12 protein-coding genes are annotated in these 16,042 nt (G+C 60.8%); all 12 read left to right on the forward strand.

Features of this window, described 5'->3' with window-relative positions:
• Positions 1-10: 10 nt before the first annotated feature.
• The 12 genes from QXU97_05730 (at position 11) to QXU97_05785 (ending at position 15,966) form a co-directional block, all read left to right on the forward strand.
• Positions 11-1,177, forward strand: a complete 1,167-nt coding sequence (locus QXU97_05730) for an AIR synthase-related protein (protein ID MEM4036087.1) — start codon at positions 11-13, stop codon at positions 1,175-1,177.
• Positions 1,178-1,340: 163 nt separating this feature from the next.
• Positions 1,341-2,300 (forward strand): phosphoribosylaminoimidazolesuccinocarboxamide synthase, encoded by a 960-nt coding sequence (locus QXU97_05735; protein ID MEM4036088.1) that lies wholly within the window; start codon positions 1,341-1,343, stop codon positions 2,298-2,300.
• Complete coding sequence (locus QXU97_05740; GenBank protein ID MEM4036089.1) at positions 2,297-3,799, forward strand: amidophosphoribosyltransferase; 1,503 nt, start codon at positions 2,297-2,299, stop codon at positions 3,797-3,799. Before QXU97_05735 ends, QXU97_05740 begins: the two co-directional genes overlap by 4 nt.
• Positions 3,800-3,805: 6 nt before the next feature.
• Positions 3,806-5,104, forward strand: coding sequence for an amidophosphoribosyltransferase (locus tag QXU97_05745; protein ID MEM4036090.1), 1,299 nt, complete (start codon positions 3,806-3,808; stop codon positions 5,102-5,104).
• A 5-nt stretch (positions 5,105-5,109) separates the two neighbouring features.
• The gene (purD, locus tag QXU97_05750; GenBank protein MEM4036091.1) at positions 5,110-6,633 is read left to right on the forward strand and encodes a phosphoribosylamine--glycine ligase; all 1,524 of its coding nucleotides are present in this window, start codon (positions 5,110-5,112) and stop codon (positions 6,631-6,633) included.
• 7 nt (positions 6,634-6,640) lie between these two features.
• Positions 6,641-8,008, forward strand: a complete 1,368-nt coding sequence (locus QXU97_05755; protein ID MEM4036092.1) for an ATP-grasp domain-containing protein — start codon at positions 6,641-6,643, stop codon at positions 8,006-8,008.
• Between the two features lie 3 nt (positions 8,009-8,011).
• Positions 8,012-8,269 (forward strand): phosphoribosylformylglycinamidine synthase subunit PurS, encoded by a 258-nt coding sequence (purS, locus tag QXU97_05760; GenBank protein ID MEM4036093.1) that lies wholly within the window; start codon positions 8,012-8,014, stop codon positions 8,267-8,269.
• A complete protein-coding gene (purL, locus tag QXU97_05765) occupies positions 8,266-10,641 on the forward strand; it encodes a phosphoribosylformylglycinamidine synthase subunit PurL (GenBank protein MEM4036094.1) in 2,376 nt (791 codons plus the stop codon). The genes purS and purL overlap by 4 nt, the downstream gene beginning before the upstream one ends.
• The gene (purQ, locus tag QXU97_05770) at positions 10,614-11,429 is read left to right on the forward strand and encodes a phosphoribosylformylglycinamidine synthase I (GenBank protein MEM4036095.1); all 816 of its coding nucleotides are present in this window, start codon (positions 10,614-10,616) and stop codon (positions 11,427-11,429) included. The genes purL and purQ overlap by 28 nt, the downstream gene beginning before the upstream one ends.
• A gap of 118 nt (positions 11,430-11,547) precedes the next feature.
• Positions 11,548-13,590, forward strand: coding sequence for a formate dehydrogenase subunit alpha (gene fdhF, locus QXU97_05775; protein MEM4036096.1), 2,043 nt, complete (start codon positions 11,548-11,550; stop codon positions 13,588-13,590).
• A 100-nt stretch (positions 13,591-13,690) separates the two neighbouring features.
• A complete protein-coding gene (gene rpl12p, locus QXU97_05780) occupies positions 13,691-14,026 on the forward strand; it encodes a 50S ribosomal protein P1 (GenBank protein ID MEM4036097.1) in 336 nt (111 codons plus the stop codon).
• Positions 14,027-14,745: 719 nt separating this feature from the next.
• On the forward strand, positions 14,746-15,966 hold the full coding sequence (locus QXU97_05785) for an acetamidase/formamidase family protein (GenBank protein MEM4036098.1): 1,221 nt from the start codon (positions 14,746-14,748) through the stop codon (positions 15,964-15,966).
• The last annotated feature ends 76 nt before the right edge of the window (positions 15,967-16,042 follow it).

Here is a 16,042-nt window from a genome sequence, read left to right on the forward strand (position 1 = left end):
TACGCGAGGCGTGGGTCTTTACGAGAGGCTAGGTGTAGACGCTCAGAAGAGGGGGGTCGAGGAGGCCTTCTCTCGTCTGTTGAGGAGCGCGGTGCCCGGAGCCTTCGCCAACATAATGAGGTGCCCCCAGCGCGGCGACGGTTTGGTCCTCCACGTGGACGGGGCCGGGAGCAAGCCCGTCATAGCTTATCTGTGCTATAAGGAGGAGGGGGGAGGCGAGTGCTTCGATGGATTAATGCAGGACGTCGTGGCGATGAACGTGGACGACGTAATCGCCGTGGGGGCGAGGCCTCTGCTCTTCGCCGACTACGTAGCGGTGAACACTCACAGAATCGATAAGCAGCTTCTCCTGAGGGCTCTCGCGCGGGGGCTCGATAGAGCTCTCTCTCTCCTCTCCACTCACGGGGTGCCGCTGGAGCTAGCCGGCGGAGAGACGGCTGATCTTCCAGATCAATTGAGGACCCTCGATCTGGTGGGGGTGGTGCTCGGCGAGATCAACTTGGAGAGGGCGGTGAGAGGGAACGTGCGCGAGGGCGACGTGCTCGTGGGGCTTAGAAGCGGCGGCAGAGCGAAGTACGAGGAGAGAGAGAACAGCGGCATAATGTGCAACGGACTGACGCTGGCCCGACACGTTCTACTGAGCAAGAAGTACTCGGAGCGTTACCCGGAGACGAGAGAAGAGAAAGCGGCCGAGCTCACTTATCGCGGGAGGTACGAGCTCGACGACTATATCGATGAGCTCGGCTCGACGGTGGGAGAGGCGCTGCTCTCTCCAACGAGGATATTCGCGCCGATCATCGGTGAGGTCCTGGTCAGGGCCGCGGAGTCAGTGAGAGGGATAGTTCACGTGACGGGTGGGGGCCTCACCAAGCTCACACGCCTAGGCAGAGGCGTGAGATACGTCGTGGACTCTCCTCCGAGGCCCGACCCCATCTTCGAGCTGATAAGGCGCGAGGGCCGGATAGACCTAAGGGAGATGTACGAGGTCTTCAATATGGGGATCGGCATTGTCGTCATAGCGGAGAAGGGGGCCGAGGAGGAGATCATAAGTGCGTCGGAGAAGTACGATGTCGAGGCCGCGGTGATAGGACGAGTCGTCGAGGGGGAGCCTGGAGTAAACGAGCTCGTCGTATACGCGGAGAGCTCGAGGCTGCACTATTCGAGGACCGTTGGCTGACCTCGGGGGATTTCGAGCCCGGGCAGCTCGCCAATTAACTTTTGGAGGGCGAAGTTTTCTCGACGCAGATCCTTTCTGAGGATCCCCTCGGATCTCCCGAAAAAGAGGCGCTCTAAGCTAAAAAGAGGTCTTAGCGAGAGCGCGAGCTCAGAGGCCCCCCCTCTTGCGGTTGTTCGACGCGATCACAGAGATCCTCCCCAATCCATTCGAGGAGGGCTCGGTCGTCGAGGCCGTCCGAGGCACTCTCGAGCTGGTTCGCGGGTCTAGGCTGAGGAGGGGGAAAGTTAAGGAGGTCTACTCGCGCAACGGGGAGCTCCTCATATTCTTCACCGATAGAGTCTCGGCGTTCGATGTGGTCTTAGAAGATCTCGTGCCTCTGAAGGGGGCGTTCCTCGCCAAGCTCTCGGCTCTCTGGTTCGAGAAGTCTGCGAGCGTTTTCCCGAACCATTTCATCGAGCTCGTCGACGATAGAACTCTGTTGGTCAGCAGAGCTCAGAGAGTAGACATCGAGTGGATAGTCAGAGGCTACATCTACGGTTCTATGTGGAGAGCCTACGAGAAAGGGGAGAGGATTTTCTCCGGCGTGGAGCTGCCGTCGGGGCTGAGGCTCGCCGAGAAGCTGCCGGAGCCCGTGCTGACTCCCACTACGAAGAGTGACGTGGGTCACGACGTCGAGATAACGAAGGAGCAGGCTATATCGCTCGGCCTCGTGAAGCGCGACGAGTGGGCCGAGCTCGAGGAGGCCAGCCTCAGGCTGTACGAGTTCTACTCTAAAGAGGCCGAGAAGAGAGGCATCATAGTGGCGGACGTGAAACTGGAGTTCGGCAGGACGCGCGAGGGCATCATCCAAATAGACGAGCCGCCCACTCACGACTCGGCCAGGCTCTGGTCTGCCAAGCACTACGAGCCTGGCAGAAGGCAGGAGTCGTTTTGCCTCGACAAGGAGTTCTTAAGGGCATACCTGCAGAGGCGGGGCTATCGAGGAGAGGGCTCTCCGCCTCGCCTACCCGGAGAGATCGTCAGGCAGGTGGCTTTGCGAGCCCGAGGGGCCTATGAGGTGCTCGCGGGGAAGTCATCGATAGAGAGCCTGGGGCTGAGATCCCTGGAGGAGCTAGAGCTATGAGGAAGCCAACCGAGAGCTGCGGCGTGGCTGGAGCAGCGAGCTCGATCGGGGAAGATGTTCTGCCTTACGTGTATAGGATGCTCATCGTATTGAATCATCGCGGGCAGCAGTCCTACGGGATTTTGGCCTACGACGGCGGAGTCTTCAGAGGCCTGAAGAGAGCCGGCCTCGTATCCGAGACGGATCTGGAAGAGTTAGTCGGCACGCGCGGCCTCTCGGGGAGCCTCGCGCTCGGTCACGTCAGGTATGCCACCTCCGGCGGAGACTCGCCCGACGAACTCCTCCTCGGAGCCCAGCCCGTCTTGGTGGAGAGAAACGGACTGAGGCTAGCCTTAGCCTACAACGGCAATCTCGTAAACGCGCGAGAGCTCGCCGAGAAGCAGAGGTCGAGAGGCTCCGAGACCGGGCTCTTCGCGGATGCCGACGTCTTAGCTAGAGAGATCCTCGATGGGATAATCGAGACAGGCGACGTGGTCGAGGCTCTCGCGCTACTAGCTGAGAGAGTGGACGGGGCCTACTCTGTCGTGTGCGCGCTGAGCGATGGCTCGCTGCTAGCCTTCAGGGACCCTCGCGGCTTGAAGCCGCTCGCGGTGGGCTCCATCGATGAGAGGAGAATGTTCCTCGCGTCTTCGGAGAGCGCCGCTTTGGAGGATCTCGAGGTCTCCTCGTGGACCCACGTGGGCCCGGGCGAGCTAGTCTCATTCGATGGCGAGGAGACGAGTAGGCTCAGGTTCGCCCCCGGAGAGGAGAGGCTCTGCGCTTTCGAGTTCGCGTACTTCGCGCGCCCCGACTCGAGACTCCTGCCGGGGTGCCGCTACGTTTACGAAATCAGGAGAGAGCTCGGGGCAATTCTGGCCGAGAGATTTCGAGAGGTAATGAACAGGATAGATATAATCGCGCCCGTCCCCGAGACGGCCGTCGACGCGGCTCTAGGGCTGGCCTCGGCCTCGGGCAAGCCCATCGAGCCGGTCATCGTGAGGCACAGGTACGTGAAGCAGAGGGCCTTCATACTCGATGAGGCGACCAGGAGGAGGATCCTAGAGATGAAGTACAACGTGCTCAGAGACAAGGTCGCCGGGGCCAGAATAGCGCTAATCGACGATAGCATAGTTCGCGGCGAGACCACGCGCTTGCTCGTGGAGCGCCTCAAGAGGGCTGGGGCTAGGGAGGTGCACGTCTTCAGCACCTTCCCGAAGATCTCGCATCCCTGCTTCTACGGTATCGATATGGCTACATACGAGGAGCTGGCGGGCTTCGAGAGGGGACCCGAGGAAGTGGCCAGGCTGATCGGAGCCGATTCCGTTTGCTACCAAGAGCCTGAGGACTACGTCAGGGCCGTGGGCTCGAACTCCCTCTGTATGGCGTGCGTCACGGGCATTTACCCGACTCCTCGCGCTCAGAGGCTCGCCGACGAGGCCCGCGAAGAGGCCTCGAGGAGGATCGAGCTAACGAGCTCCAGAACTAGGAGGGTAAGGATTTTGGAGAGCCACGGAGCGTGAGACTTCGTGCCCGGGATAATCGCCTTGTATCCCTTCGGCTTGGGTCGCGAGAACTGGAAGATCGCGAGATTCGTCTATTATGGCCTCATGGCTCTGCAGCATCGCGGGCAGGAGACCGCGAGCCTAGCTGTTCTAGGAAGAGGCGGAATGAGGGTGCTCGAGGCGACGGGCCCAGCCGAGGAGGCCTTCGAGCTCGATGACCTGGGCGGCCTAGATGGTTTCATTGCTCTCGGTAGAGTCTCGCCGCTCCCCCGAGACTCGCTGGCCTCGTCGAGCTCGCCTATCGAGCTCGTCGTGGCCGGAGACGGCTGTCCCGAGCTCGACGGCGAGAGAGACTGGAGAGCGTTCGCCGAGGTGCTGAGCGATGAGATGAGCAGAGTAGGGGACCCTCTCAGGGCCTCCGTCAACGTGATAGAGAGAGCGAGAGGGGGGTACTCCTTCGTGGCCATAACGGCGGAACAGATCATGTTGGCCGGCAGAGACCCGAGGGGGATCAAGCCCCTCGAGGTCGGCTCGCTCGGCTTCGATATAGGAGCCGTCGCGTCGGAGAGCTGCGCGCTGGACGTGCTCGGCATGGAACACGCAGGCTCCGTGAAACCGGGCGAGGTGCTTAAACTCGACCCATACAGCATAGAGAGAGCGCGCGCGAGGCCTAGGGGGAGTGATCCGCCCTCTCTATGCAGCTTCGAGCTAGTTTACCTGGCTAGACACGACTCAGTGGTAGACGGCATCGACGTATACGCGGTGAGGGAGAAGATAGGCGCAAGGCTAGCGCGCGAGGCGCCGGCCGAGGCCGACGTCGTCATCGGCGTTCCCGAGACGGCGACGCCATTCGCGCTGGGCTACGCGAAGGCGTCGGGCACGCCGGCCAGCCTGGGCTTCGTGACGACAGGCAGGAGGCTGAGGACCGCCCTCAAGCCGTCTGCTCTCGAGAGGCTGATAGGGGTTCAACTCAAGCTGAACCCCATAAGATGCGCCGTGGAGGGACGAGACGTGGTGCTCATAGACGATAGCGTGGTCCGAGGCACTACGCTGAGGAATACGGTCTGGAACCTCAAGCGCAGAGGAGCCAGGAGAGTGCACGTGAGGATAGGCAGCCCGCCTCTCAGGAGCCCGTGCCCATACGACCCCGGATCGACCGAACCAGACGAGCTCATAGCGAGGTCGCTCTCGCCGAGCGAAATAGCGGAGGTCGTGGGTGCGGACAGCTTAGCATTCATATCCGAGGAGGGGCTGGCCGAGTCTGCGGGCCTCCCAACGCATCGCCTCTGTATGCTTTGTTGGCGCGCAGGTGAAGCGCGTTGAAGGTCATGGGAGTGGGATCGGGAGCCAGGGAGCACGCGATAGCGGAAGCCCTGGCGAGAAGCGCGAGGGAGCCCAAGATATTCTGGGCAGGGGACCTTAGGAACCCCGGCATATTCAGGCTCGTCGAGAGGACCGGGGGTCGCTACGCGCTCGTCAACACGAACGACGCGAGAAGAGTAGCTGATCTCGCGGCCGAGTGGAGCGTCGATCTCGTAGTTGTGGGCCCAGAGGAGCCGAACTTCCACGGCATCCCGGACGAAGTCGAGAAATTGGGGATTCCCTGCGTTGGAGCAAAGAGGAGACTCGCTGTTCTCGAGATGTCGAAGGCGGAGATGCGGAGGATTCAGTGGAGGCACGGCATACCGGGCAGGCTTCTCTTCAAAGTCTACAAGAGCTACGAGGAGGCCCTGGCCGATCTCTCGAGGAGAGCGGACGACCCGACGTGGCTTCAGAACGTCGCTCTGAAGCCGGCGAGGCAGGCCGGGGGCAGAGGGGTGAAGGTGATCGAGGACTCTCAGGTCTACTTGAGAGAAGAGAAGAGAGACTTCAAGAGGAGACATGTCGAGTGGCTAGAGAAGTACGTGGAGCTCTACGGGGACATCGAGGAGAAAATACTAGTCGAGGAGAAGGTCTGGGGGCCCGAGTACACGCTCCAGTGCGCGACGGACGGCAGGACCGTTCTCGGGATGCCGCTCGTCCAAGACAATAAACACGCTCACGACTTCGACATCGGGCCCGAGACTGGAGGTATGGGCTCCTACACGGGCCGAGGTATGCTGCTCCCCTTCATAACGATTGAGGAGTACGAGAGAAGCCTCGAGATCGTTAGGAGAATGGTCGAGGCGATCCAGAGGGAGACAGGCGAGCTCTACAAGGGCTTCGTGGCAGGTCAGATGATGTTGACGGAGATCGAGGGGCCGACGTTAATAGAGATGTACTCGAGGCTGGGAGACCCCGAGGCCCTCAACGTGCTCGTCACTATGGAGACAGATTTTCTCGACCTCCTCGAGGCGATAGTGGACGGGAGGCTAGCTTCCCTAAAGCTCGAGTTCTCCGAGGAGGCCACGGTGGTCAAAGCTGTGGCGCCGAAGGGCTATCCCGACTTCAAGGAGATAGCGCGAGGCCACCCGATAGCAGTCAATGAAGAGGAGCTCAGAAGCAGAGGCTGTCGCGTGTACTGGGGCTCGGTTCACCTGTTCGACGATGGCTCGATGATGACCGGAGGCTCCAGGGCCGTAGAGCTTCTGGCCTCCGCTGCTACGCCGCAGGAGGCCTCCAGACTCCTCGACGAGTGCCTCGAAACGGGTGCGGTGAAGCTTCTCGACGGATGGGGCCTCTTCTATAGGAGAGACATAGGCTCTGAGGAGATGGTCGCGAGGAGAACGAGGTTGGCCGAGAGAGCGAGGGCTCTCTACAAGTACAGAGAAAAACGAGGGCTCTTGGGCAGGAGAGTGGATTGGATCCCCAAGGTAGGCAAAGTCGACCCGTCGATCGAGATGATGAAGGAGGCCCTCGCGGAGCGGGGGTGAGAAGATCGTGGACCCCTTGGAGAAGAGGCTCAGACTGCTCGAGGAGGCCGAGGCGTTCGGCCGAGAGCTCGAGGAGAGACTAGAGCCGCTCGAGGAACTGAGACCGACCGACCCGTTCGTTTTCATTTCTCTGGGCGGAGGAGAGCTGGGAGACCTCATGGTGACGGCGGCGAGGACCATCCTCGGAGGCGCCAGGGGAGGCGTACTCACCGTCACCATGGACAGGTACGAAGGCTTCCCCGCTCAGGACTCCTCGGACTACAGCGAGGTCCTAGACCTACTCAACGGGGCCGAGCTGAGGAGAGCCATAAAGAAGTACGTGCCGAGGCCTCGCGAAAGAAAGCACGCGATATGCCTCGAGATAGAGAGGATCGATACCGCTACCGTGGCCAGAATGGGGATAGAGGAGGGTTACAACATCGTCTCTACCCCCTACGCTCCTCTCGTTGGCATGGACCGAGTGGCCACGAAGCTCTTAATGGAGAAATTGAAGATACCAATGGTCGAGTGGAGATACGCGAGTAACGAAGAGGAGCTGAGAAGAGCCGCGAAGGAACTAGGTCTCCCGGTCATCGTGAAGCCTGTTATGACTTCCAGCGGACACGGGACCACGATAGTCAAGACGAGCGCGGACCTGGAGAGAGCCTACGAGTACGCCCTGAGACACGCGAGAGGGCGAGGAGACGAGGTGGTGGTGGAAGAGTACCTCGAAGAGCTCAAAACCGAGGGGCTCGAGGTAACCCAGCTCGTGCTGAGGCACTTCGACGAGAAGGGGAGCGTGGTTAGCAGCGAGCTGCCGCCCGTAGAGCATCAGAGGCCAGGCGCCACGTATCACGAGAGCTGGCTCCCCCCCACTCTACAGAGCTCCGTTCGCGAGAGCTGCAGGCAGTTCGCTAAGAAGATAGCAGACTTCTTCGGGGGCCTCGGAATATATGCCGTGGAGCAGTTCGCGATAAGAGGTCGGGTATACAACAGCGAGTTCGCCAATAGACCTCACGACACGGGGATGGTGACGAAGTGGGCAATGTCGAGAGACGAAGGCGCGCTTCACCTGTTGGCGTCGATGGGCCTCCCGATAGGAAGCGCGGACCTCTCGCTCTCTCTGCCCCGAGGCTTCGCCGTAGCTCACGTGGTGCTGGCCCCTCAAGCAGTTAGAGAAGGGGCTCGCGTGCTCTCGTGGAGACCCTCAGCCGTTAAGGCCTTCGCGATGAGCCGGGGATACTCGGCCGACCTATGGTACTTCGGTAAGCCCACCGCCTACCCGGGCAGGAGGATGGGACTCGCGGTGGCCTTCCACGAGGATCTCGCCGAGGCTAGACGCATCGCTGAGGAGGTTGCGCACTTCGCCGAGAGGGCCGTCATCTACGAGGGGTAGTCTGTGCCGCGCTACAGAGCTAGAGTCGAGGTTTGGCTCAAGAGGGACCTCGTCGACGCGGAGGGCAGGACTGTGATCGAGGCGCTCAGGAGCCTTGGCTATAAGGTCTCCGACGCCAGGGTTGGAAAAGTCTACTCAATAGAGGTCGAGGCCGAGAGCGAGGAAGGGGCGTTGAAGGTCCTCGACGAGATGTGTAGGAGGCTCTTGGCGAATCCCGTCAAGGACACGTACTCGGTAGTTCTGGAGGAGCGGAGGGAGTGAGGAGCGCTCGCAGCTCCCGATTGGTCGAGACGATAAAGCTCGTCGGAGCCTCTGACGAGAGGCTCCGAGAGATAAACGAGAAGCTGGGCTTGAAGCTCTCGCTCGACGAGCTGCGCGCCGTGAGTAGGTACTTCGCGGAGCGCGGCAGGGACCCAACGGACGTTGAGCTGCACACTCTGGCCCAGACGTGGTCGGAGCACTGCAGACACAAGACCTTCCGGGGAGTGATCGTCGACGAGAGCGGGAGAGTAGTCGCCGAGGATATGCTCAAGAGCTACATAGCGAGAGCCACGGAGGAAATAGGAGCCCCTTGGGTCCTCTCGTTTCTCAAGGACAATGCGGGGATAATAGAATTCGTCGACGGCTACGCCCTCGCCGTCAAGGTCGAGACGCACAATCACCCGTCGGCGGTTGACCCATTCGGTGGAGCTGCTACCGGGGTTGGTGGAGTCATAAGAGACGTCTTGGCCGTGTGGGCTAAGCCCGTGGCGCTAATCGACGTATTGTGCTTCGGTCCTCTCGACTACCCACACGAGAGGCTCCCTCTCGGCGTCAAGCACCCCAGGTATCTCTTCCGAGGCGTAGTCTCGGGGATAGGATACTACGGCAACAACGTGGGCATCCCAACGGTCGCCGGAGCAGTCTACTTCGATGAGGGCTACGTTGGGAACGTGGTCGTTTACGCTGGCTGCGTAGGCGTGTTGCCGAAGAACGCTTACAAGTGGGCCGCGAAAGCCGGAGAATACCTCTTGCTCCTCGGCAATAGGACGGGAAGGGACGGCATAGGAGGCGCGACCTTCGCTTCGGACGAGCTCAGCAATGAGGCCGAGGCCCACAGGTCGGCGGTCCAGATACCGGATCCCATAGAAGAAGAGAAGCTCAAGAGGGCCATCCTCAGGATACGAGATGAGGGCCTCGGCACCGGCATCACGGATTTAGGAGGAGGAGGTCTGGCCGTAGCCGTTGCAGAAGTAGCCGGTAGAGCGGGGACTGGGGCCGAGGTGGAGCTCGGGGAGGTTCATCTGCGCGAGCCCCTCGCACCGTGGGAGATCTGGGTCTCAGAGTCGCAAGAGAGGATGCTCCTGACCGTTCCTCGAGAAAATGTCGAGAGAGTGCTGGACATCGTCGAGGAGGAAGAGCTCGAGGCCTCGGTGATCGGTCGTCTCACGAGCGGGCGGTCGCTGCGCGTCTACTATTACGGAGAGACCGTAGCCGACTTGGACGTAGAGTTCCTTCTCAATCCCCCGAGAGCGGTGAGGGTCGCGTCGTGGAGGCCCCCGAGCCTCGAGGAGCCCGAGCTGCCCGAGCCGAGCGACCTGAGCTCGGAGCTTCTCCGGCTCCTAGCGTCTCCGAACGTGGCCAGCAGAGAAGAGATCATCAGAACGTACGATCACGAGGTTCAGGGCAACACGCTGCTCAAGCCGTTAGACGGCGAGCTTGGCGGTCCCAACGATGCCGTGGTACTAAAGCCGCTCGACGACAGCTGGGCTGGCGTCGTGATCTCGGTCGGGCTCAAGCCCTCCTACTCCAAAATAGACCCCTATTGGATGGCGGCTTCAAGCATCGAGGAGGCTTTGAGGAATAACGTAGCGGTGGGAGGCAGGAGGATAGCGATCCTCGACAACTTCGTTTGGGGTAATCCGGAGAAGCCGGATAGGATGGGGGCGCTCCTGAGAGCCGTGGAGGCTTGCTATCACTTCGCCAAGACTTTTGGGACTCCCTTCATCTCGGGCAAGGACAGCCTCTACAACGAGTCGCCGCTCGGTCCGGTACTCCCCACGCTCTTGATAACCGCGATCGGCGTGATCCCGGACGCCAAGAAGACCGTCTCGGTCTCATTGAAGAGGGCCGGCGATCCCATCTACGTATTGGGCCTCACGAGGAGAGAGCTCGGCGGATCAGAGTACTACAGGCTTCGAGGCATAGTCGGAGCCTCGGTTCCAAAGGTGTACCCGGACGAGTCGAGGAAAACTATGAGAGCTCTGACGAGGGCCATAGACCTCGGGCACGTCCTAGCGGCCCACGATATATCGGAGGGAGGTCTGGGGGTAGCGATCGCAGAGATGACCTTAGCGCGAGGTCTCGGCGTGGTGCTGGAGCTCAGCTCTCTCCCGCGCGTTGGGGTCGACCGCGACGATCACGCTCTCTTCTCCGAGAGCAACGGCAGATTCTTGGTCGAGGTCGAGAGGAGCCGAGCGCGCGAGTTCGAGGAGCTGATGTCGAGCATGGGTTGCGCGTTCGCCAAAATCGGTGAGGTGAGAGGCGACGGGAGGCTCGTGGTCTACGGATTGAGGCGCCCGGACGAGGTGGTCGTCGACTTGGGAGTGAGCGAGCTCAGAGAAGCGTGGAGAAGAGGTCTGATGGTCCGTTGAGCGTTAAAATACTAGTGCTGAGAGCTCCGGGAACGAACTGCGATGAGGAAACGGCGAGGGCGGTTAGAGACGTAGGCCTAGAGGCCGAGGTGGTTCACGTAAGCTTGTTAATTCGCGGAAGAAAGAGGCTCGAGGACTACGCTGGCTTGATCATACCCGGAGGCTTCTCTTATGGCGATAGAGTGAGAGCCGGAGCGATATTGGGCAAGCTTCTCGAAGCGCACCTGGGAGACGAGCTCAGGGACTACGTGAGCTCGGGAGCCCCAGTGCTCGGGATATGTAATGGGTTCCAGGCTCTCGTCGAAGCCGGGCTCTTGCCCGACTCCGGGCGATTCGGCGGGGTCTCGATGGCTCTGGCCCCCAACGTCACGGCCAGGTTCGAAGCCAGATGGGTTAGGCTCATAGTAGAGAGACCGGAGCTCTGCGCTTTCACCAGGCTCGTGCCGGAGGGAGCTCTGCTGCGAATGCCTGTGGCTCACGCCGAGGGGAGATTCATTGCGCCGCCAGAGGCTCTACGCGATCTAGTCTCTCGCCCCAGGACCCTCCTTAGGTACGCGAAGCCCGACGGCAGCCCGGCGGCGGGCGAGTACCCATACAACCCGAATGGGTCGATGATGGACTTAGCCGGTTTGTGCAACGAACGCGGCAACGTTATGGGGCTCATGCCGCATCCGGAGAGAGCCCTCTACTCGTGGCAGCTGCCCGAGGGCCCCCGCAACGACTCGCGGTCGGACGGGCGGCTCATTTTCGCGTCGATGGCCGATTACGTGCTTGAGCGGCTCAGGTGACGTCGGCGGCCCGGCAAGAGCATGATAAATATTCCTCAAATGACCGGCTTCGTTTCACTCGAGTTGCAACCGCTTTTTAGAGCGCGGTTGATTAGCAAGCTCAGGCGGTGCACCTCGTGTGCTCGAAGCTCGCTCGAGCCTCTGCCCCTATTGCGGCATCGGTTGTCGAGTGAGAGCGAAGCGGGTCAATGGAGCTAGCATCATCTTGGGTCTCCCGGGGGAAGGTCCTCACAACGGAGCCATCTGCGGCAAAGCTCGAGACCTATCGTTCATCTCCTCTCGAGATAGGCTGCTGAGACCGCTCGAGAGGAGGGAAAGCGGCTTCAGAGAGCTGAGCTGGAGAGACGCCATCAAGAGGGTCGCGGAGGGGCTGCGCGAGATCGCGAGAACTCGCGGGCCCGAAAGCTTGGGATTCATCGTGGGAGCGAAGCTCTTCAATGAGGAGATCTATGCGATCCAGAAGCTGGCGAGGCTCCTAGGCACGAACAACGTAGACAACTGCGCCAGGCTCTGCCACGCCCCCACGGTCTTGGCCATGAGGGCGACGACCGGCGCGGGAGCTCTAACTTGCTCCTTCGAGGACCTGATAGAGTCGGACTTGATCGTTTTGTGGGGCACGAATCCCGTGGAGACCTACCCGGTCTTGGTATCGCACTATTTGGCCAAGGCGAGGGCTAGAGGGGCGAAGCTGATGGTGGTCGACCCCATTAAGACCTCGACGGCGAATTCCGCCGACCTCTTCATCCAAGTGAGACCCGGGACGGACGTCGTGTTAGTGAACTCAATGATAAGCCTGATCTTACGAGAGGGGCTATATGATGGAGATTTCGTCGAGAGTAGAGTCGAAGGATTAGAAGACCTCGAGCCCATGGTCTCGAAGTACACCCCTGAAGTCGCTAGCCGCATCTGCGGTGTACCGCCCGAGCTGATAGTCGAAGCAACCCACCTCTTAGCTGACGCTGAGAAAGGCTCGCTGCTCTGGTCGATGGGGGTCACCCAACACTTTAACGGCTTCGCGTGCGCGGCGTCTCTCGCTACGCTTGCCGCCCTCCTCGGGTGGTATGGGAAGAGAGGGACCTGCGTCGGCGGTCTCAGGGGCCAGAGCAACGTCCAGGGGGCGTGCGACATGGGCGCCATGCCCGAGTTCCTGCCTGGCTACGCGAGCGTGGAAGACGAGCGCGAAAGGGTCAAGTTCGCGAGAGCGTGGGGCACCGACGATCTGCCGAGCGAGGTCGGGCTCAGAATGCAGTGCATGATAATGGAGGCGGATCGAGGGAGCTTAGTGGCTCTGCTGGTGGCTGGCTCGAATCCTGCTGTGAGCCTCGCGAACTCCGCGAGAGTGAGGAGAGCCCTGGAGAAGCTTGAGCTCCTCGTAGTTCAGGACCTCTTTCTCACGGAGACGGCGCAGCTAGCCGATATAGTTCTACCGGCCGCGAGCCCGCTCGAGAAAGAGGGCAGCGCGACGAGCGGTGAGAGGCGGATACAGTGGAGCTTCAGGTCCGCGGAGCCGCCGGGCGAGGCCAGACCTGACCTATGGATTACGACGTCGCTGGCCGAACAACTCGGGCTCGGACATCGCTTCCCCTACTCGAGCCCGGAGGATGTGCTCGCGGAGATAAATGCGCTCGTTCCGGCCTATGCTGGTGCGACGCCCGAGAGGCTGAAGAACAGCCCAGCGGGCGTGCACTGGCCCTGCCCCTCCCCCGATCACCGAGGCACTGAGAGGCTCCACGAGGAGCGCTTCATGACTCCAAGCGGGAAGTTCAGAGCCTTACTCTTCGACTACGTGACTCCGCCCGAAGTCCCCGACGAGGAGTTCCCCCTCTTGCTGACTACGTATAGGCTCGCCGCCGTCTACAACACCGATACAATGACGGGGAGAACGGGGAGGTCGGTCCAGCGCCCAAGCATCATCGAGGTCCTAGTGAACCCCGCGACGGCTCAAGCCCTCGGTCTGAAGAACGGTGAGCCAGCCATCTTGAGGACCAGGAGAGGAAAGCTCGAGGTCTCGGTCAGAACGTGCTACTGCGTGGCCGAGGGCTTGGTCTCGATCCCGTGGCATTGGGAGGCTAACCTGCTCACGCTAGACGCTCTCGATCCCTATTCTGGGGCCCCGGCTCTCAAATCTTGTGCCTGCGCATTGGAGCCTCTCCGCCGCTAGCGGAGCTCGAAGTGAGCGGCGGAGAGCGACCCAGCACAGCTTAAATTACCCTCGAAGAACACATGTTGCTACGAGCTCGTGAGGAGCGTGGTGGTGAGACTTGGGTCTCGAGTACATCTATGCCTCGCTGCTGCTACACGGAGCGGGAAAGAGCATCACCGAGGAAAACTTGCGCAGGGTGCTCGAGGCGGCTGGGCTCAAGGTAGACGAGGTAAGGTTGAAGGCCACAGTGGCTGCTCTCAGTGAGATCAACATAGACGAGGTGTTGAGAAGCGCGGCCATAACGCCTGCCGCTGCCCCCGCGGCCCCGGCCCCGGCGCCGGCGGTCCAGGCCAAGGCCTCGGTCGAGGAGGAGAAGGAGAAGGAGGCCGAGGAGGAGAAGAAGGAGCTGAGCGAAGAGGAGCTGGCCTCGGGCCTAGCCGCCCTCTTCGGATGAGATCCGAGAAGAGCTCGAGAGCCCCTGGGCTCTCAACTCTCGAGGGAGCTTCTAAGGATAGTACCGGACTCAGCCCCGTTCTTCTCTCTCATCGCTCTTCTGTCGCATGGAGCTAGGCGCGGCTACGTGCTCGAGATTCTCAACCTCGAGCTAGGGCTTCGCGCACTACCCGCCGCAGATCTGCACCTGCAGGGGGACCCTCGGGTCTCAAGACTGAGAGACCCGAGGTCGTGGCGATCCTCGGATAATCACGAGCACCGGGCTGATTGGAAGCATGGGAGGATCCCGCTGGAGAGAAGCGCGAGAGCCGGAGAGGAGGGGGTCCTACTGCTTAGATGTTGCTTAGAGAAGAGCTAGCGAAGGTCGCGAGTCTGCGCGCTCAGGACCTCGAGTGGAGACAGGACCTCGATCGTGCTGAGGTGGAGAGCTCACGTAACGTCGGCCCGATCACCAGATGCATTTAGCTTCCCACGAGTTCTTCTCGTGGTGGCCGGTCGTTGCTCACGGTGATTGAGTGCGTGTGACCAACGCTAGGCCTCTATTATTTGCGGATTAACGGCCGAGTGGGGCGCTCCTACGGTCCGTATCGCAGCTCCGACGGTAGACTCTTTCTCACTCCAAGGGGTCAAGCGAGACGGTCCCACCGAGGCCCCACCGCTCTCACGACGTCGTTGTGATGGAATGAGAGCCAAGACCTCGGAGAAGATAATTTTTTATATATGAAGATAAGGTTTTATCATGTGATTGTGATGCGTCAGCCGCTTTTCTACTCGGCAATCCCAGCCGCTACTCTCCTCCTCCTTTTGGCGCTCGTCGCGGCTCCCGCTTCGTCGGCTCCGACGCCTCTCGGGATCTATGGGCTTCCCGAAGAGAGGTGGGACGCGACAGGCAGAGTTCACATACTGCCGTGCGTGCCGGGAGTCACGGCCACGGCGTCTTTCTTCGACAACGCCGAGCCCCCGGTCCTATACGTGAATCCGGGCGACATAGTGATCGTCGAGACGTGCTATCACCACCTCGACCAGAACATACCGGGCGTGACTATAGAGCAGATCCTGAAGTGGCACGCTGAGGCGAAGGCCAAGACGCTCAACTACACGTACGCTTGGCCGGGAGGCCCCAACAAAGAAGAGGGCCATCACACTTTGACGGGCCCAATATACGTTAGAGGAGCAGAGCCCGGAGACGTCCTCGAAATACGTTACTTGGACTTCTACATTAAACCCTACGGGTTCCAGGAGATGTTGCCCGGCGCTCCAACGGTCCCCGAGTTAGCCGGTAACGGCAGCATATGGTGGTACTTCCTTGACATCTACGGCAAGAAATCCGAAGTGGCCCCGGGCGTCGTCATACCCTTCAGGCCGCATCCAGGCGTGGTGGGGGTCGCGCTGCCCGAGCCGGGCCACTACAGCGGGGTCGCCCCTGGAAAGCACGGAGGCAACATAGATACGCCGGACAGGACCATTGGGACGATCGAGTACATACCTGTATGGGTACGCGGGGCTCTCCTCAAGATCGGCGACTTCCACGTAGCTCAGGGCTATGGCGAGGTGACGACCTCGGCTCTCGAGGGAGCGGCCTGGATCGTCATGAAAATCGACGTGCGGAAGGACATCAAGTTGACCCAGCCCATGATGTCAACCGTCGATAAGTGGATCGTCTTCGGCTTTGACACCGACTTAGACGCGGCTCTCAAGAAGGCCGTCGTGAACGCCGTGAACTTCATCGTCTGGAACTACGGCTTGGATAGACAGACAGCCTACGCGGTGGCGAGCATGGCCGTGGACTTCGTGATAAACGAGGCTTGCAATATGATGCTCTCGGTACAGGCCAATATCCCGAAGGCGATCTTCGTGGGCTATCCTCACAGGAACACTCTGACTCTGCCAAGCGGCCCGGCGGCACCTGGCATCGTAGCGTCGGACTCCTTCATAAGGTGAGCGAGCGCCGAGAGGCAGAGCCTCTCGATCCGCGGTTTTTCCCTCTCTTCCCCCTCTCCGGCTCCGGGGCGGGCGC

Source organism: Fervidicoccaceae archaeon (genome assembly GCA_038878695.1).
GTDB lineage: Archaea > Thermoproteota > Thermoprotei_A > Sulfolobales > Fervidicoccaceae > JAVZVD01.

Coding starts and splice junctions, on each gene's coding strand:
- purD (MEM4036091.1), top strand. CDS start 5,110: ATGGGAGTGGGATCGGGAGCCAGGGAGCACGCGATAGCGGAAGCCCTG.
- QXU97_05740 (MEM4036089.1), top strand. CDS start 2,297: ATGAGGAAGCCAACCGAGAGCTGCGGCGTGGCTGGAGCAGCGAGCTCG.
- QXU97_05785 (MEM4036098.1), top strand. CDS start 14,746: ATGAAGATAAGGTTTTATCATGTGATTGTGATGCGTCAGCCGCTTTTC.